The 19,513-nt window shown below is 32.9% G+C and carries 13 protein-coding genes; 6 read left to right on the forward strand and 7 right to left on the reverse strand.

Features of this window, described 5'->3' with window-relative positions; all coding sequences use genetic code 11:
* Positions 1 to 148 precede the first annotated feature (148 nt).
* A complete protein-coding gene (gene ybeY / locus ACN0TY_RS03095) occupies positions 149 to 559 on the reverse strand; it encodes an rRNA maturation RNase YbeY (protein ID WP_417443323.1) in 411 nt (136 codons plus the stop codon).
* Positions 552 to 3,920: a DUF4175 family protein gene (locus tag ACN0TY_RS03100; protein ID WP_417443324.1), complete on the reverse strand. Its 3,369-nt coding sequence runs from the start codon at positions 3,918 to 3,920 to the stop codon at positions 552 to 554. Before ACN0TY_RS03100 ends, ybeY begins: the two co-directional genes overlap by 8 nt.
* Positions 3,921 to 4,153: 233 nt before the next feature.
* Between ACN0TY_RS03100 and ACN0TY_RS03105 the strand changes: the two genes are divergently transcribed.
* Both ACN0TY_RS03105 and ACN0TY_RS03110 read left to right on the forward strand, forming a co-directional pair.
* Positions 4,154 to 5,026, forward strand: a complete 873-nt coding sequence (locus tag ACN0TY_RS03105) for a DUF808 domain-containing protein (RefSeq protein WP_417443325.1) — start codon at positions 4,154 to 4,156, stop codon at positions 5,024 to 5,026.
* A 90-nt stretch (positions 5,027 to 5,116) separates the two neighbouring features.
* Positions 5,117 to 6,289: an aminopeptidase C gene (locus ACN0TY_RS03110; RefSeq protein ID WP_417443326.1), complete on the forward strand. Its 1,173-nt coding sequence runs from the start codon at positions 5,117 to 5,119 to the stop codon at positions 6,287 to 6,289.
* Between the two features lie 128 nt (positions 6,290 to 6,417).
* On the opposite strand, the gene ACN0TY_RS03115 is transcribed toward ACN0TY_RS03110, so the two are convergent.
* Positions 6,418 to 8,805 carry a glycosyl hydrolase family 95 catalytic domain-containing protein gene (locus ACN0TY_RS03115; RefSeq protein ID WP_417443327.1) on the reverse strand — a complete coding sequence of 796 codons (2,388 nt, stop codon included), beginning with the start codon at positions 8,803 to 8,805 and terminating at the stop codon, positions 6,418 to 6,420.
* 234 nt (positions 8,806 to 9,039) lie between these two features.
* On the opposite strand from ACN0TY_RS03115, the gene gltX reads away from it, so the two are divergent.
* On the forward strand, positions 9,040 to 10,599 hold the full coding sequence (gltX, locus tag ACN0TY_RS03120) for a glutamate--tRNA ligase (RefSeq protein ID WP_417443328.1): 1,560 nt from the start codon (positions 9,040 to 9,042) through the stop codon (positions 10,597 to 10,599).
* 191 nt (positions 10,600 to 10,790) lie between these two features.
* On the forward strand, positions 10,791 to 11,729 hold the full coding sequence (locus ACN0TY_RS03125; protein WP_417443329.1) for an SPFH domain-containing protein: 939 nt from the start codon (positions 10,791 to 10,793) through the stop codon (positions 11,727 to 11,729).
* A 112-nt stretch (positions 11,730 to 11,841) separates the two neighbouring features.
* On the opposite strand, the gene ACN0TY_RS03130 is transcribed toward ACN0TY_RS03125, so the two are convergent.
* The 4 genes from ACN0TY_RS03130 to ACN0TY_RS03145 form a co-directional block, all read right to left on the reverse strand.
* A complete protein-coding gene (locus ACN0TY_RS03130; protein WP_236957589.1) occupies positions 11,842 to 12,045 on the reverse strand; it encodes a DUF6327 family protein in 204 nt (67 codons plus the stop codon).
* An 80-nt stretch (positions 12,046 to 12,125) separates the two neighbouring features.
* Positions 12,126 to 12,479 (reverse strand): phage holin family protein, encoded by a 354-nt coding sequence (locus tag ACN0TY_RS03135; RefSeq protein WP_236957590.1) that lies wholly within the window; start codon positions 12,477 to 12,479, stop codon positions 12,126 to 12,128.
* Between the two features lie 10 nt (positions 12,480 to 12,489).
* Positions 12,490 to 12,840: a YtxH domain-containing protein gene (locus ACN0TY_RS03140; protein WP_236957591.1), complete on the reverse strand. Its 351-nt coding sequence runs from the start codon at positions 12,838 to 12,840 to the stop codon at positions 12,490 to 12,492.
* Between the two features lie 172 nt (positions 12,841 to 13,012).
* Entirely contained in the window at positions 13,013 to 14,695 is a 1,683-nt protein-coding gene (locus ACN0TY_RS03145) for a glutamine--tRNA ligase/YqeY domain fusion protein (RefSeq protein ID WP_417443330.1), read from the reverse strand.
* 455 nt (positions 14,696 to 15,150) lie between these two features.
* Here ACN0TY_RS03145 and ACN0TY_RS03150 point away from each other — a divergent pair, with 455 nt between their 5' ends.
* Both ACN0TY_RS03150 and ACN0TY_RS03155 read left to right on the forward strand, forming a co-directional pair.
* Positions 15,151 to 17,340 (forward strand): gliding motility-associated C-terminal domain-containing protein, encoded by a 2,190-nt coding sequence (locus ACN0TY_RS03150; protein WP_417443331.1) that lies wholly within the window; start codon positions 15,151 to 15,153, stop codon positions 17,338 to 17,340.
* A 5-nt stretch (positions 17,341 to 17,345) separates the two neighbouring features.
* Positions 17,346 to 19,457: a PorP/SprF family type IX secretion system membrane protein gene (locus ACN0TY_RS03155; RefSeq protein ID WP_417443332.1), complete on the forward strand. Its 2,112-nt coding sequence runs from the start codon at positions 17,346 to 17,348 to the stop codon at positions 19,455 to 19,457.
* Positions 19,458 to 19,513: the final 56 nt, after the last annotated feature.

Below are 19,513 nucleotides of genomic sequence, written 5' to 3' on the forward strand. Positions count from 1 at the left end.
CCATTAATGGGATTTATAACTTGAGGTTTCCCTCTAATCAATAAAACTTTATAATTAAAAACGCTGTGGGCTCGCCACTAGGTTTTCGATTCGTTCCACGTGAAACTGCTTCGGAAACCCTTGCTATTTCACTAATCTTTCGTGTAGTCTATTTAAATAATGCGATTTTTTCTTCTTCCTTTTCTCGCATTAATTTACTGTCCTCTTCGCTTTTGTCTTTATATCCGCAGTAATGTAAAATACCATGAGCCATTACTCGTTTTAATTCAGTATCAAAAGCAACATTATATTCGTCGGCATTTTCTGTAACCCTTTCAATAGAAATAAAAATATCCCCAGAAATCGTATGCGCATCAGAATAATCAAAACTGATAATATCTGTAAGCGTATCGTGATCTAAATAATCAACATTTATTTTGTGTAGATATGTATCGTCACAAAATATGTAATTGATCTCACCGACTTCCTTGTTTTCAGATGTAATACTTTCTTGTATCCAATCTATAAAACGATCTTCATTTTCAATCTTAAATTCGGTCTCGTAATTAAAACTAATCATCTTCTTTAAAATAAGCGTTTACTTTTTGCTTGTAATTTTGCCGCAAAGGTAAGGCTTGTCTGTTTAATATTTCAACTTCATTAAAATATTGTTGTATTTCAGGTAAATTATTGGTAGACGGGTTTTTAAACTCTTTATTATTGGTGTTACTTTCGCGTTGTTCTTTCTGTCCTTGTTGGAACGATGCATCTTCCATTTTTAGCAATTGATGCTGTAATTGCATCATTTTTTGTTGCGTTGCATTATTAAATCCTTTTTCTAGTAAATCATTTTCAATTTGCTCCATTTGTTTAGCTAATGCCTTTGCTTGATTTTGTGCACCAGCTCCTTTTAAATTCTTTAATTGCTGTTCTAAAGCATTTCTCAATTGCTGTTGTTGCTTGTATATTTCAAAGAGTTCTCCAGACATTTGTTCATTTCCTAAGCCTCCTTTTTTCTGTTCGCCGTTTTCTTTCTCACCATTTTCTCCGCCTTCTTTACTTCCTTCACCTTTATTTTCCCCCTCTTTTCCTTTCTTCATTCCTTCTTCCATTTGTTTATTTAACTGCTCTTGAGATTGAATAATATCTGGTAGCTGAAAATTTTTATTTCCTTTTCCTCCTTTTCCTCCTTTTCCGGATTGCATACTTTGTTGCATATTATCTGCTACTTCACTTAAAAAATCTGCTAACTCATTTGTTGCAGTAAGTGTATATTGCTGATGAGAAATTCCTTGATAATATTGATTTTCGGCAAATTGTTCTAACGTTTTATCTATATTATAATAGATGTCTTCAATGTTTCCATTTATCTTTTCAGACAGTTTTGGTTGTCTTAATGAGAGTGCAAAAAGACTATCATCCACATGTTCAAATACCGATCGTAATTCATTTTGCTTTTTTAAATATACCGAAAGGTTTGAACTCTGTCCATCATACGCTTGAATTCGTTCCATTATCGTTTCTTGATCAAAAGAAAATACCAGTAGGTTATCCAATATTTGGCGGAGCATTTCCATATCCTCTTCCATACTTTCTTCACCGCCGGCTTGCATCATTGCTTGCATTTGTTCAGCCATTTCTTCCATCTTTTTGGCCGCATTTTTTTGCTTTTTCTTCGCATCATTTTCCGACTCACTACTTTCGCTTTCCTTACTATCACTGCTAGACTCTTGCTCTTCCTTTTCCTGTAATTTTTCAGTAGCTTTCTCTTGTTCAGATTTTACTTCATCTTCTAATTCTTTATCCGTTCCTAAGTCCATAGGTTTTTGCAATTCTTTATTTTGCTCTTCTAGACCTTCAATATCTTCTTGGATTTTCTCGAATTCTTGATTTAGTTTTTCTTGCTGTTCAACAGTATTTTCTTTCCCTTTTTTTGTTGATAGATCTTCTTGTTTTTTAGCCAATTCTTCTAAATCATTTTTAATTTTCTCTGCTTTAGCCGAAGTATAATACCGTTTGGTTAATTCTAAAATCTGCTCCAAACTTCTGCTGTCTTTTTTCTGCTGTTTTGCTAATTGTTCTAAACGTTCTGCTAATTTTTCTTTGTTTATTTTATCAGAGATTTCCTTTAACTCCTTCATTAACTTTTCGTTCTTTCCGAGTTCTTTTTTCTGACGTTCTAAACGCTCTTTAAGCAGCTCATTGAATTCTGATTCTTCCTTATTTTCTTTCTGAAACTCTTCAAGATTCTGTTGTAAATCTTCATGGAATTTCTTCATCATTTGATCTTGCTGTTGTTGTCTTTCTAGATAGTTTTCAATTTTCTTTTGATCATTAAAATTCAACTGACTCTTTTGCTTATTAGTTTCAGAAATTTTTTCTAATTGCTTTTCTTGCTCTTCAAAAGTGCCAAGAGACTTTTCCATTTCCTTTATATTCTCTTGTTGCTGCTTTAATTGCTCATCTTTTAAAGCACTTTTTGTTAATTTTCGGTACCCATAAACATTGCTTTTAGATTTCTTACCTCCATGAATGGCGTCATTATCACTTACTTCAAAATAAAATTCATAATCTATACCTTCTTTTAGAGGAAGATTTTCGGGAAATATATAGGCAAACCTATCGTAGCTTCCCTTTTTAATGGGAATTTCAACTTTATTAATACTATCTGTTCCTCTAGGATAATAGGCTACAGTTAATTTTTGCAGTCCATAATCATCAGAAACTTGTCCGATATAAATCTTTTTATTTGTTCGTAAACTGTCTATTTTCTCGGTAACTTTTATATCAGGATATTGATCTTTAACTACAGAAAGGGAGAACCCTAACTTTTCATAATCTTTTAGGTTTTTATTGCTAGTAGCTATGGTATAATTAATATTCGAATAGATTTTTTTAGACAATGAAAATGCATCAGACTTCTTTTCAAAATTTAAAATAGTATCTTTTAGTTTCAAGGAAACAGCATCTGTCTTCGCTGTTTTTAATTGCCAATTTATAGTTGTTCCTTCCGGAATAGTAGCATTTCCAGTACTTTTAATAATTTCTGATTTTTTACCAGTATACCTAGGATACTCAAGAAACATTTCAAAAGAAAGCAGGGAAGGCGTTGGTATTATTTCTAGGGTATAAGGAATTGAAGTAACATCGTTGGCTACTAATTTAAAATCAATATTTTTTTTAGGTTGGGTAAATACATATTCAAATTTACCTACCTCTTTTTGCTGCATTAAAAATGGACTCCCATCTATTGTTATTTGTACATTTTCTGGAATTACATTTCCTGCAGTGTTTACGTGTAAAGTATAGGCTTGTCCTTCTATGGCTTGAAGTGAGTCATTCATTATAAAAAAACTAAATGGCGCTGGTGGTTCATAAGCTGTTTTATAATCTATTACACGTTTGTAACTATCTGTAAATAAATTACTTTTATCTAAAAATATAACAATCAGTATAAAAAATAATGGAATTATTGCATACCAAACATATTTTAAACTGCTTTTAAAGTTTATAGCAAGTTGAAAGGGAATTGGAGTCAGATTTTCGCTTTTCTGTTCGATGCTAGCCAAAAGTAAATCTGATTTTTCACTGTTTTCAGATAATTGTAATATGTTTAGCAACTTATCATTTACAGTTGGGAAATGATTTCCAATAATCTCAGATGCTTTTTTATAATCTATACCCTTTCTAATTTTAAATAGGTAGGATAGCGGACTCACAATAAATTTTAGAAATAAAAACACTTCAACAGCAATAAAAAGCCAAAACAAAATAAGGCGACCAGTAGTGCCGAACCATATAAAATATTCCAATAAAACCGTCAATATAAAATACAATAATCCGATACCGATAAATAGTAAAACCCCTTTTATCAGTTCGTTGGTATAGTATTTTCGTAAGAAACCTTCTAATTTTAGCTTTATTTTTTGCAGTGCGCTCATTCGTTATTATTGGGTATGCTTAAATTTTATGACTTTTGAAAGTAATAAAAATCGATTAAAAAATATTTAATGTAAATTATGAATTTTAAGCGAGTTAGAAAATAGCTATCGCTTAGGTGGTTTTATAAGATCTCTATTGATGATAAATTGAGTATAAAAACAAAACCGAAGGCCTTGTTTGGTTTTCAAATAAATAAAACTCTATTTTTATACAGAATTTTAATTTCTAAAATATGGCATCAGGAATTTTTGCAATTCTCGACGATATCGCTACACTCATGGACGATGTAGCTGCAATGAGTAAAATAGCTGCTAAAAAAACAGCAGGAATATTGGGAGACGATTTAGCTGTAAATGCAGAAAAAGCTTCTGGTTTTGCGTCATCAAGAGAGATTCCTGTTCTTTGGGCAATTACCAAAGGATCTTTATTAAATAAACTGATTATTCTGCCTATTGCTTTCTTATTGAGTGCATTTTTACCTTTGGCTATTGATATTATTTTAATAATTGGGGGTGTTTATTTAGCTTTTGAAGGAGCAGAAAAGATATATCATTACTTCGTTCCTCATCATAATTCAAAAACGGAAGAACTTAAAGAAGTTCAAACAAAAGCGGAAATTTTAGCAGTAGAAAAAGAGCGTATTAAGTCGGCCATTGTAACCGATTTTATCCTTTCCATAGAAATTGTAATCATTGCTTTAGGTACAGTAACTAAAGAACCTATTTTGGAGCAAATTCTTGTGGTAAGTGTTATAGCACTTATTGCAACGGTTGGTGTTTACGGTATTGTAGCACTAATAGTAAGAATGGATGAAGCAGGTTATAAACTAATTGCAAAGAGCAAAAGTGAAACTAGTTTTTTACATAACTTCGGCCAGTTGCTTGTAAATGCTTTACCAAAAGTGATTAAAGCGCTTAGTATTATTGGTACCATTGCTTTATTATTGGTTGCAGGAGGAATTTTTAATCATATTGAGTTTATGCATGATTTATACCCTTCGGTACCAGGTATTATTAAAGATTTCCTTGTTGGTTTTATTGTTGGTTTTGTAGCATTATTTTTATTTCAAATAGGGCAAAAAATATATCAGAAACTAGTTAAATAACATCGACTCCAATAATAACATTCTTACAAAAATTTTAAGAATACAGTGTTTATTTATTCGGTACCTTGCTTCGTTTAAAATTTATAACCCATGAATAAGTTTATCGTAGCAGCGGCGGCTGCAGTAATTTCGGTTGGAGTACAAGCCCAAGACGATCTTATTAAATCGCTAGATGGAAACGCAAGTTTAACGGCCAAAGAAGGTTTTATATTCGAACCCATTGTTAATTTGGAAAGAACATCCGTTAAAAATCAAGGTAGTAGCGGTACATGCTGGAGTTACTCCGGAAATTCTTTTTTAGAATCTGAAATGATCCGTGAAGGGAAACAACCTGTGGATATTTCAGAAATATATACCGCACGTTGTGTTTATATTGAAAAGGCTAAAAATTATGTCCGTATGCACGGAAATTTAGGCTGGGGAGATGGAGGAGAGCTTCATGACGTTATCAATATTTACAAAAAATATGGAGCACTTCCGCAAGAAGTTTACAGCGGATTAAATTACGGTACAGATACCAATCGTTTTGGAGAGATGCAATCTGCATTAAAAGGTTTATTAGACGGTGTTATTCAGAATAAAAACGGAAAATTAACGCCAAATTGGATTACTGCTTTTACTGCTGTTTTAGATAGTTATTTAGGGCAAGTTCCAGAATCTTTTGAATATAAAGGGAAAACGTATACTCCACAAAGTTTTGCTAATGAGGTTATTGGAGTAAAAGCAGATGAGTATATCGAATTAACTTCCATTCCAAATGAGCCTCTTTATGAAGATGTTTTTTTAGCAGTTCCAGATAATTGGAGCTTTGATTATGCTTATAATGTAAGTACAAACGATTTAATTTCTACGATTGATAATGCTCTAAATAATGGTTATACCGTTGGTTGGGCTGCAGATGTAAGTGAGAAATATTTTAGTTGGAAAAATGGAATCGCATATGTTCCAGAAATAGAATATTCTGAGATGACTCCAGAAGAGCGCGAAACCTTATTTAATGGACCTAAAGAAGAATTAAAAATTACGCCAGAATTAAGACAACAAGCGTTTGATAATTATTCTACAACAGACGATCATGCTATGCAAATTGTAGGTAAAGCGAAGGATCAAAACAATAAAGAATACTACATTATTAAAAATTCTTGGGGTACAAAAAATGACTATAATGGTTATTTATATGTTACCAAAAATTATGTAATGTATAAAACTACTGCATTGTTGCTTAATAAAGGGGGAGTTCCAAAATCGATCCTTAAAGGTTAAGTCTAAAAATATTCTTTTAATAAAAAAGGAGCGCAATCGTTTATTTATACCGATTGCGCTCCTTTTTGTAATTTGGTTCTCTATCTAAAATTAATTTTAGCTTCTGTAATTATTCATTTGAATATAAATCATTCTACCTCCATAATTTTGGTTTCATTAACTTCAAAATCCAAATCCCATTTTTTATCATTATAAATCACTGAAATAGAATTTTTATCATTTGATTTTATGGTAAAAGAAGTTAATTTATTGTGCTCCCAATTCATGGCAATTTCAAAATTTCCACGAGCTATTAATCCAGAAATACTTCCTTTATCCCAAGAATCTGGAAGTGCAGGTAACAGTCTAATTGTTTCTTTTTCATAAGATTGCATTAACATTTCTGCTATCCCAGCTGTGGTTCCTAAGTTTCCATCTATTTGAAAAACTCTCCTTCCTATTAAATCAAATAAATTAGGACTTACTTGATGTTTTAGTAACTCGTTTGCATGGTGTAAAGCCGTGTTTCCATCCAATAAACGGGCATAGAAATTGATCGTCCAAGCACGGCTCCATCCAGTTTGGCCACCTCCAGATTCTAATCTTTTGTCAATAGTTTTCTTAGCCGCATTAAAGTAATTAGTATTACTAGGCGCAAATTGATCTGATGGATATAAAGCATACAAATGAGAAACATGGCGGTGAGCAGGATCTACATCTTCATAATCATAATACCATTCTTGGATTGTCCCATCTTTACCAATTTTAATTTCTGGTAATTTTGGTAATGCTTTTTTAATTTTATCTGAAAGATGATTAATTCCAAGTATTTTTTCAGCTTCTAAACAGGTGGAAAACATATCATTAATAATTTCAATATCTATTGTAGAAGCTACTGTATTTGTATAGTGTTTTCCCGTTTCTGGGTCGATATACCTGTTTTCTGGAGAATAGGAAGGAGAAGTTACCAATTCTCCTTTTTTATTTTCGATTAAAAAGTCCAGAATAAACTGTGTTGCCCCTTCAATTATTGGATAATTTTTCTTCAAATAATCAATTTTTTTTGTGTATTGGTAGTGTCTCCACAATGATAAAGAGATCCATGCTCCCGCCAAAGGAAATGAATATCCGTTTGCCACTTGTGAACCAATTGTGGATCCAGAGGGAGTAGTTCTTCCATAGGGATTTGCCACATGATGGGCTACCCAGCCTTTAGAACCAATAAACTTATCTGCAGTAATTTTTCCTGCTTCTGCCAAGCGTTCCATATAATTGGTTAGCGGCACAAAAGTTTCTGATAAGTTAGTAACATCAGCTGGCCAATAATTCATTTGTAAATTTATATTTAAATGAAAATCGGCTTCCCAAGCTGCCCACATTTCATTGCTCCATATTCCTTGAAGATTAGCGGGTAATTTCGCTTTAAAAGCAGCACTACTTGCTAGTAAATACCGTCCATATTGAAAGAAAAGTACATTTAGATACGGATGAGAATTACCTTCATTTATATTCTTTAATCGGATGTCCGTTGGGATTGTATCTTCTGTAAAATCTCCAAGATTAAACTCAACGCGATTCATTAGTTCAGAAAAGGTTGGAATATGTTTATTTTTAGCCGCTTCGAAAGTTATATCACTTGCATTTTTAATAGTTTCATGCACTATTTTATTTGCATCTACAGAATCATCAAAATTTAATAGCGCTAAATTATAGTTTGTTGCGGCACCAATAATAAGGGTAAACTTCTTAGCGTCTTTTATCTGAAGACTGTTATTTAGTCCTTCACTTACTTCGCCAGAAGAAGTAATTACTTTTACATCAGAAGCAAATTTTAAATGATAACCACCTTTACCAGAACCTCCTGCATTGTCATCATATCCTTCAGGATCGTCATATATCTGACCTGTAATTGAAATCGTATTGTTATTTATAACGGCTTGTTTAATATCTTTTTCTCTCTCAAAATGTACTTCGCAAGAAGTGGCATTTCCTTCTAAAACCTCAAACTGATAAAAAATAACATCATAAGCGCTAGAAATAAATGTCTGGCGTCTGTATTTATTTTCCCCGATTGTATAAGTAACTGTATTAATACCATTTTCTATGTTTAATTCTCGCTTATAATTGGTTGCTGAATCACCATGATTAAATTTTAAAAATACATTCCCTAAAGGCTCATAAGAACGAATAGAAGTTGGAGAAGCTGCTAAATATTTCTTCCCAAATGCTGCTGCTTCGTCATATTTTCCCTCAAGATTAAGGCGTTGGTATTCTTTATAATTTGACTTTATATTTTTTGGATAAGGATTTTCTGGAGCTCCAGCCCAAATACTCTCTTCATTAAGTTGTAATTGCGCTGTTTCTACACCTCCAAAAGCCATTGCACCCAACCTTCCATTTCCTATTGGCAGTGCTTCCAACCATTTTTTAGCGGGTTGATTGTACCAAAGTTTGAGATCACTTTTTTGTTCCTGAGAATATGAGTTTTGGAATACTAATGTGTTAAATAGCAATAAAAAACAAAGGCGATTCATCATATTTATTGGTTGTTATGGTTAATTTTCTCTATAAATGTAATTATTACATTTTTATGTTCACGCTTCTATGTTATTTTCTTTCTTTTAATTATTCGCTTTTCGAGTTAATTCATTGCTATAGTTAGCATGTATATGTTTCTTATTATAGAATTTTAATTCTTAGCTGCCCAACATCATTATAAGATAACTTCGTTACTCAATTGAAATGAAGTATCTTTGCCAAAAATTTAAGTGATGAGTACAAAAGTGCGTGTGCGTTTTGCACCTAGTCCAACAGGACCGCTACATATTGGTGGTGTTAGAACTGCTTTGTTTAATTATTTGTTTGCCAAAAAACACGGTGGAGATTTTATTTTGCGAATTGAAGATACCGACCAAAATAGATATGTAGAAGGAGCTGAGCAATATATTATAGATTCGTTGAAATGGTTAAATATTCCTTTTGATCAAGGACCAGGTTCTTCTAATGAAATAGAAGAGAAATACGGACCTTTCCGCCAAAGTGAACGTAAGAATCTTTATAAAGCTTATGCCGATCAGTTAATCGAAAAAGGTTGGGCATATTATGCTTTTGATACTGCTGAAGAATTAGATGCACATCGTTCGGAACACGAAGCTCAAGGAAAAACATTTATTTATAATTGGCATAATCGCTTGAAACTCAATAATTCGTTAGCACTTTCTTCAGAAGAAGTTGAAAAACGAATTGCTGCTGGTGAAGATCATGTTATTCGTTTTAAATCTCCTCAAGATGAAAAGTTACATCTGCAAGATATAATTCGTGGTGATATCGAAATTGATACCAATATTTTAGATGATAAAGTATTATTTAAAAGTGATGGTATGCCTACATATCATTTGGCTAATATTGTAGATGATCATTTAATGGAAATTTCTCACGTTATCCGTGGAGAAGAATGGTTACCGTCTATGGCATTACACGTATTATTATATCGTGCTTTTGATTGGCAAGCGCCTCAATTTGCTCATTTACCACTTATTTTAAAACCAACAGGAAAAGGTAAGTTAAGTAAGCGTGATGGTGATAAATTAGGTTTCCCAGTTTTCCCTATGGAATGGAAAGATCCTACAACTGGCGATGTTTCACGTGGATATAAACAAGATGGTTATTTTAATGATGCTGTGATTAATTTCCTTGCATTTTTAGGATGGAATCCAGGAACAGAACAAGAGATCTTTAGCTTAGATGAATTAATAAATGCTTTTGAACTTGAAAAGGTTCATAAATCTGGAGCACGTTTTGATCCTGATAAAACCAATTGGTATAATCACCAATACCTTCAACAAAAAGAAGATAAGCGTTTAGCTGAAGATTTTATAGAAATTATTAAAAGTGATGAAGCCATTTCTGCTGAAGTAGAAAAAGCGGGTACTTCTTTATCTTTAGAATTTGTAGAAAAAGTGGTTGCTTCAATAAAAGAAAGAGCTAATTTTGTTTCTGATTTTTGGGAGCTGAGTAACTTTTTCTTCGTAGCTCCATCATCGTATGATGAAAAAGCTAGTAAAAAGCAATGGAAGGAAAATACCAATGAGTATATGAATGAATTAGCGGAGGTGATTAATGGTATCGACGATTTTTCTTCTGAAAGCATTGAAGCTGTAGTTAAACAATGGATTGCCGATAAAGAATTAGGTTTCGGAAAAATAATGGCTCCTTTACGTCTAGCTTTGGTAGGGGAATTAAAAGGACCGCATGTTTTTGATATTATTTCTCTTATAGGAAAACAAGAAACAGTGAATCGTTTACACAAAGCTGTAGCGGTTTTAGGATAAACAGATAGTTTTTACTTTATAAATAACCCCAATTGTGTTCGTTTTACGATTGGGGTTTATTTTTATAATTCCTTCAGAAGTAAGAAAAGTCTTTTATTAAATTTTCAGTATAAATTATTTTCTAGCTATCCGTGTAAAATTCTCTATTTATTTGTACTTTACATGAATAAACTTGATAAATTTTATATCCTATGTATTTTTTAATACCTATTGCATTCTTTGGAATAATTATTCTTTTTAGCGCCTTTTTTGTGGTGAAACAGCAAACTGCTGTAACTGTTGAACGTTTCGGAAAATTTCACAGTATTCGTAATTCCGGATTACATTTAAAAATTCCTTTAGTAGATCGTATTGCTGGTCGTCTGAGCTTAAAAATTCAGCAACTAGATGTTATTGTAGAAACCAAAACATTGGATGATGTTTTTGTTAAGCTTAAAATATCTGTGCAATATGTTGTTCTAAAAAGTAAAATATATGAAGCTTTTTATCAATTAGAATATCCACATGAGCAGATTACTTCTTATGTATTTGATGTAGTTCGTGCTGAAGTTCCTAAAATGAAGTTGGATGATGTTTTTGTGAAAAAAGATGATATTGCGATTGCCGTAAAAGAAGAATTACAAGACGCGATGCTAGATTACGGTTATGACATCATTAAAACGCTTGTAACAGACATAGACCCTGATGCACAGGTTAAGGAAGCTATGAACAGAATTAATGCCTCAGAACGCGAGAAAATAGCTGCTCAATTTGAAGGGGATGCTGCTAGAATATTAATTGTAGAAAAAGCAAAAGCGGAAGCAGAAAGTAAAAGACTTCAAGGACAAGGTATTGCCGATCAACGCCGTGAAATTGCTCGTGGATTAGAAGAATCTGTAGAAGTACTAAATAAAGTAGGAATCAATTCTCAAGAAGCTTCTGCATTGATTGTTGTTACCCAACATTATGATACACTTCAATCTATTGGTGAGGAAACGAATAGTAATCTTATTTTATTACCAAACTCGCCACAAGCTGGAAGTGATATGTTGAATAATATGGTTGCTTCTTTTTCTGCAAGTAATCAGATAGGGGAGGCGATGAAGCGCCAACGTGAAGAACAAGATAACGGGAACGCTAAGAAGAAATAAGTTTTAAGTCAAATACTTAGAAAACAAAAAGGGTTGTTGAAATTAATTTCAACAACCCTTTTTTCTTCCTTCTACATCATCTTCAACGTAATCTAAGCTTGGGAAGATATTTTTATTTGAAGAGTTTCTTTGATAGTTTTAAGGCGAGTACATTTTTAATAACAAAATTTGCAGCCTTACCAACCACACTTAAAAACCCAAGATCTTCTTTTAAACCGTTATAGTTCAATTTGATTTCCTCCTTAGAAATATCCTTCTTAAGACGGAGTATCTTTAGGTCTTTATCAATCTCTTCAAAAGAAGTATAAACTTTCATATTTTTTTAGTGTTATAAAATAAGTTGGTATTAATATTTAAATCAGCGATTTAAGACGTTAATCTAGATTGTTTCAAGATCTAATCTTCGTCAAAAAAGTCGCTAGATGCTTTCATTAATACTTTTCTCTCTATAGTTTTTCTAAAGCCATAATAAACAATTACAGCAATTAGAATGTAAGAAGCCCCAAGGATTAAAAATCCTAATCCTAAGTTATCTAACCAAGCGCCTAAAAATAAAGCGATGGAAAAAGTAAGCAAAAGCATGGCTCCAAAAAGGATTGCTCCAATGATTATGAAAGTAATCATTGAAGTAGTCCCTTTAGTTAATTTTTTAAATGCACTTAAACGATAGTAGTCATAATTAGTTTCCAAGAATTCTTGGGCGCTTTTATTAAGACCTTCCACGTTATCTGATATGTTGTTTAAAGACATAAAATATTGTCTATTTTGTTGCGTTACTTACTTCCTTTTGAAGTTTTGCATTTTTAGATCTTAAGTCTTCTAACTTTTCTTCTAGTGCTACAAGAATATCATCTGCTTTGTAGCTCATTGTAGATAATGTGTCTTCCAATTTAGCTTCAAACTCTACTCTTGCCTTATCAGCTTTACTTCCTAATTGAGAAGTTGTTTTTTTTAGCTGTTTTTCTAACTCTTTCTGAGTCTTTTTAGCATTTTTCTTTATGTTTTTTCTTGTAACATCACCTTTTTCTGGAGCATATAAGATACCTATCCCAGCACCAATTGCTGCTCCTGTTAATAATGCTAATAGTGTATTTCCTGTGTTGCTTGACATAATTGTATGAATTGAATTTATAATATGTGTTAATTGATAGTATCTAAGATACATAAAATGAGAGAATTTTACGAATAAAATACTGTAATTAGCCTATTATTAACACTGTATGTTAAAGAAATAAAAAAAGCACCCTATAAAGGATGCTTTTAGAATATAATTTATATTTATTTTAGGACTTATCTAATTTTGCCCAGCTATCGCGAAGTCCTACTGTTTTATTAAAAACAATATTGTCTTTTGTAGAATCTTTATCTACACTGAAATAACCTATTCTCTGAAATTGGAAATGATCACCAGCTTCCGCAGTATTAATACTAGGCTCTACATACCCTTTAATTACAGTAAGTGAATTTGGATTTAAAAACTCCATAAAATCCTTTCCTTCATGTCGGTCTGGCTCTGCTTCTGTAAATAAGCGATCATATTGGCGCACTTCTACTTCTGTTGCGTGTGGTATAGAAACCCAATGTAGCGTACCTTTTACTTTACGTTGGCTTTCTTCTGTTCCACTTCCACTTTTACTCAACGGATCGTACGTACAATGAACTTCTATAATATTACCTTCATCATCTTTAATAGCCTTTTCAGCTTTTATAATGTAAGCACCCTTTAATCGAACCTCTCCTCCTAATTTTAAACGGAAGAATTTTCTGTTTGCTTCTTCTCTAAAATCTTCTTGTTCAATGTATATTTCTCTTGAAAAAGGAACTTTTCTGTAAGTAAGTACTTCTGCTTCAGGATTATTCTCTGTTTCAATATACTCATCGGTATTTTCAGGATAGTTAGTTATAACAACCTTTAGAGGATTTAAAACAGCCATAATACGCGGCGATTTCTTATTTAAATCTTCACGTGCATGAAATTCTAATAAAGAAACATCAATAAGGTTGTCTCTTTTTGCAATACCGATAGTTTTAGCAAAATTCTTTATAGATTCAGGAGTATATCCTCTTCTTCTAAGTCCAGAAATAGTTGGCATTCTTGGATCGTCCCAACCGTTTACAACACCTTCTTCTACCAAACGAAGTAATTTTCGCTTACTAACAATAGTATGACTTAAATTTCTTCTAGCAAATTCGCGCTGTTTTGGTTGCACTTTAGAAGGTTCTGTAACTTGTTCTAAAAACCAGTTGTATAATTCACGGTGCATCCCAAATTCTAAGGTACAAAAGGAGTGAGATACTTGCTCTATATAATCGCTTTCTCCATGCGTCCAGTCGTACATCGGATAAATACACCAATCGGTATTTGTTCTGTGATGAGCTTTGTGTAGAATACGATACATAATTGGGTCTCGCATCAACATATTTGAAGAGCTCATATCTATTTTAGCACGTAATACGTGTGCTCCAGAATCAAATTCCCCATTTTTCATACGTTGAAAAAGGTCTAAGTTTTCTTCTACGGAACGATTTCTGTATGGACTGTCGGTTCCAGGAGTTGTAGGAGTTCCTTTTTGAGCTGCTATTTCTTCTGAAGTCTGACTATCAACATAAGCCTTTCCATTTCTAATAAATTCTACAGCCCAATCGAATAATTGCTGAAAATAGTCGGATGCATAACGCTCTTCTTTCCATTCATAGCCTAGCCATTCTACATCTCGCTTAATAGCATCTACATATTCTTGTTCTTCTTTGGCTGGATTTGTATCGTCAAACCTAAGATTTACAGGAGCATTATATCTTTCTCCAAGACCAAAGTTTAAACATATAGAACTTGCGTGCCCTATATGTAAATAACCATTTGGTTCAGGAGGAAAACGAAAACGTAATTTCTCCTTATCGAAGCCCTCTTTAATGTCGTCTTCAATAATATGCTCGATAAAATTTAATGATTTTTCTTCTTCTGCCATTTTATATAAAACTTATGCTTGCAAAATTACGTAAATTTTACAGTGATTTTTAATGTTCATCCCTATTTAAATAGTGGAACTCCGTCAGGAGGTATGAAATTTCGTTAAATAAATCAATTCCTTTTGTTTTAAACAAGAATTTATCAGCAAAAAGAGCTTATTTTTCATTTTTTAAACCTCAAAATTTCGAGTTATCAACAATTTTAAAGCTGTTTTTCTTTTAATTGATGAAAAGCAAAAACTTCTAAAAACCGCTGTATTTGTGGGGATAATATTACAAACCGATTAGTATCTTTTGAATACTAATTGTGGATAACTTTACTAAAGACACTCTAGACATATAAAAATGCTCGTTTCACCACAAAACATCAGAAGTGTTGAAAAAATCTAATAACTTTGGTTTTCTATAATAGAAAGTTGTTACTTTGTGATTGCCCAAATTAAAAAATGAACTAATGAATAGACCTTTACCCAAAAATTCTATTCGTCTTTGCCTACTGTCTCTCCTTATGGGAGTTACAACTGCACAAGCGCAAGATTTAAAGAAGCCTATTTTAGGTTTCTCAGATGCTTGTTCATCCAAAGACTTTAATAGTTTTACAGTCCAATTTAAGTGGGATCCTACTCCAATCGTAGCTTCCGACAACGAGTTTATTATAGAACTTTCTAGTGCAGATGGAAGTTTTAATTCTCCAAGAACACTTGCAAGTGTAAGTGACAAAAACACCACATTCGAGTTTAGTTTTGAATTCGCAATGCCCGAAGATGTACGTGGCGAGAATTACAAAGTTCGCGTTCGCAGTACAAATCCGAAACAGGTAAGTCCAGAAAGTAATCCTTTTGGGGCATATTTCCTTAACGTTTCCGAGCCTTTAGTAGTTAATAATTTTGAAGAAGCTTCCGTTTGTGAAGCTACTACCGTTTATCTTGAAGTTGATAATTATCCAAATGAAGGTGCCTACAACTGGTACAAGGATATGTCGCTACTTCCAGGGGAAAATGGCCCTTCAATAGAAGTGTCTGAACCTGGAATTTACTTCGCAGAAATAGATTACGGTACATATTGTTCTACTTCTACAGCTTCAAATTTGGTTGAGGTTTATATAGAAAACTCCATTGGTGTTGAATTAATAGGGGCTAAGAAAGTATCGCTTTGCGAAGATCAAACTTATACATTAACTACCGATCTTGTTGATGAAACGGTAATTTATGCATGGTATAAAAACGATGAACTTATAGTCAAAAATAATAGCAATACGCTAGAAGTAAAAGGTAACGACCCAGGTTTTGCGGGAGATTATTATGTAGAAATTGAAAGACCGGGAGGGTGTAATGAGAAAACATCTGTCGTTCAAATAAATGCTGGGAGCTTTAATCTTGCTTTAGAGACACCACAAGGAACTATGGTTTTGCCACAGCAAACGATAGAAATAATTGCAAATACCAATGCAGTATCACCAACATATGCTTGGTATAGAAATGGTACTTTATTAGCTAATGAAACAAATAGTAAGCTTTTAGTTTCTGTAGGTGGTGATTATTATGCAAAGATCACACAAGAAGAAGGTTGTACCGCAAGCAGAACAACAGATGCTATTACTGTTACGGAACCAACAGATTACACGGCTTCTATTGCTGCTGAAAATTATACTGCTTGCCAAAGTAATTCAGTAAGTCTTATTCTTGGAGATGTAGAAACTACAGACTCCGATGGAACACCATATGTTTTACCAGAATCAGCATTAACATCTGCTAAATACCAATGGGTATATAATAACAATCCTATTGCTGGAGAAACAGGATCAAGCATCACTGTTTCTGATGTGAAACTTAGTGGAGCATATTCATTAAGCATAACTTTAGAAGGTGGAATAGCAGTTACATCAAATACTTTTGATGTGAAATTAGGAGTTCAAGAATCACCAGTATTAACAGGAACGGGAACGGTTACTTGTGAAAATGGCGAAATGATAGAAATAAATTCTTCCGTAGTAAATAGCGAATATAAATATGTTTGGTATCGTAATGGTGTGGAGTTAACAGAGTCATCACCAAGTTTCACTACAAATCTTTCAGGAACATATCAGTTAGAAATAGCTGCGTACGGTTGTTCTGTTACTTCAAATGAATATATAATAAATCAATTTGACGATTCTGTAGTTACTATTGATGCTTCACAAACTATAGCAATTCCAGAAGGAGATAGTAAAGTAGTTACAGCTGCTGGAGGAGATTCTTATCAATGGTTTAATACCGAGAATGAACTTATTAGTAATGGTGCTTCGGTAACATTATCTGAAGTTGGAGAATATATAGTATTGGTATCGGTTGGCGATTGTCAAGTATCAAAAAAGGTAACAGTAACAGACGTTGTTAGTTTGGTGGTGCCAAATGTAATTACTCCAAACGGAGATGGTTATAACGATCTATGGATTATTCCTAGCTCTTATGCATATCAAGAAAATATTACTATAAACATATACGAACAATCAGGGGCTCCTGTTTATTCAACAAACGATTATCAAAATAACTGGCCTGAGTCTTCAAGTATTACCTATTCTGGTGGTAGACCGCCTATTTACTACTATAAAATAACAAAAGGTAAAGAAACTTTGAAGCAAGGAACCATAACTGTAATTAAATAAAAAGAATGAAATACAGGTTCATATTAATCCTACTTATGCTGTCATCTTTCTGTGTCTCCGCACAGGAAGATGCGCCTGTGGCTTCTATTAATATCCCTGCACAAAACTTATTAAAGTTTAATCGCTTCGTTATTAATCCAACCTTTTCTACCGTACATGAAGACAATTCATATTTAAACCTTTATCATAGAAATCAATGGGTAAGTTTTGATGATAATTATCAAACTTATTTAGGAAGTTATTCAGGAAGAATAGGCGATCGTTCTGGATTAGGTTTAAGCGTTTATCATCAACGTTTTGGAACTATTGCCAACTTTGGTGTGATGGCAAATTATGCATACGGAATACGATTGTCCGAAATAAGTAATCTTACTTTTGGTTTTAATGTTTCTTATTATAATAGTGGTGTAGATAAAGGTAATATCAATTCATCTCAGCCAGATGATCCAACCATTGCAAACTTACAAGATGGTTCTTTGATATCTTTTCAACCAGGAATCAACCTTTCTATAGGGAAGTTTGATGTTGGTTTTTATGCTGAAAATGCATTTGATTATAACTTAAGAACAAGCGAATCTCTTACCGATTTCCAAGATAAAACTTTTACGGGTCACTTAATGTATACCAATCGGTTTGAAAATGGATCTGGAATTATGAAAGATGCTAGATTATCTGCTTTGACAAGAGTTAGAAGAGTGGGAGAAGAAGACCTAAATTTATCTGGAAGTATCATTCTAGACTTACCAAAATTAGGATGGGTTCAAACAGGATATGATGATTACTACGGACTGGCTGCTGGTTTAGGATTTAATATTACAAACAGACTTTCTCTAGGTTATACTATTGAAAAAGGTATAAGCGGACAAGTTTCAAATTTTGGTGTTACTCATGAGGTAAACTTTGCATATTCATTCCAGCCTACACTTAGTGAAAATCGTGTTTTTGAAGATTTAGAGGAAGATGAAAACCTACTTTTAGTAGATAATGAAGAAGTTCAAGACACAATTACAGATAAAGATGCAGAAATAGCACGACTCAGAAATCTAGTTGCAGAAAATAACATGATCATAGATGAGATGATGTTCAAACAAGATTCGATGGAAGAAGCTAGAAAGAACGACATTAATAAGCGTTTTGCATATATAATTAAGTATGTAAATGATAACAAGGGCAAAGGTAATGAGCAAGAAGTAAAAGCTCGTGCAGTTGCTATGATGAAAGAAATAGATAATGATGCCTACAAAAAGGCGGAAGCAAAATATAACAGTGATTATAATGATATTGGGACTGCTAATAAGCGTTCCTATGCGAAAGCAAATACCGTAAATAATAATGAGGTTTCCCCAAAACCGAAGCGTGGCAAAACTAACGTAAGCGCTACTAAAAAATTAGTAACATCTACTACCAACCTAACCGACGTAGAAAATGGAGCTTACGTTATTGCCAACGTTTTTAAAAGCGATAAATACCTTAACGAGTTTCTTCAAGATTTAGAAAGTAAAGGAATTTCTGCCGGCTATTTTGAGAAGGGCGATTTGAAATATGTGTATATAAAAAGATACTCATCTGTAGCAGATGCTAATGCAGCCTATGCTTCTCAGTTTAATGGTTTATATGATGGAGATGTATGGGTAATGAATATTAAAAACGATAATGCATCTCAACAGAAGCCAATGTCTAATACAGCATATGCTCATGCAGACAATAGTACTGAACCTATTTTTAATAAAGAAAATACAAACCCAAATATCAATACGGAAGTAGCTATTTTAAACAACGGATTATCTCAATGTACCAATCGGTATGTTAACCGTATATTTAAATCGGATCACATTAATCTTGTAGAGGAAGCTATTGCCGTAGATAATGATATTACTAGTAATCCTAATAAAGGATATTACTTAATAGCTAATGTTTTTTCTGATGAAGAGAATGCCAAGCGCTATTTAAAAGAATTAAAGAGTGAAGGTTATGATGCAAATATTTTTATCAATCCAAAAAATAATTATAAGTATGTGTACCTAAGTAAATATGATACTTGGCAAGGAGCCAAAAATTCGTATCGCACAAGCGTTAATTATAAGAATGATATATGGATTATGCCCATGAAAACCTAGTTATAAAAGAATAATAAAGACATACTAATTACATATTAATAGTAACAAGTCCCCAA

The sequence above is a fragment of the Joostella sp. genome, from assembly GCF_048266025.1.
Taxonomy (GTDB): Bacteria; Bacteroidota; Bacteroidia; order Flavobacteriales; family Flavobacteriaceae; genus Galbibacter; species Galbibacter atrarenae.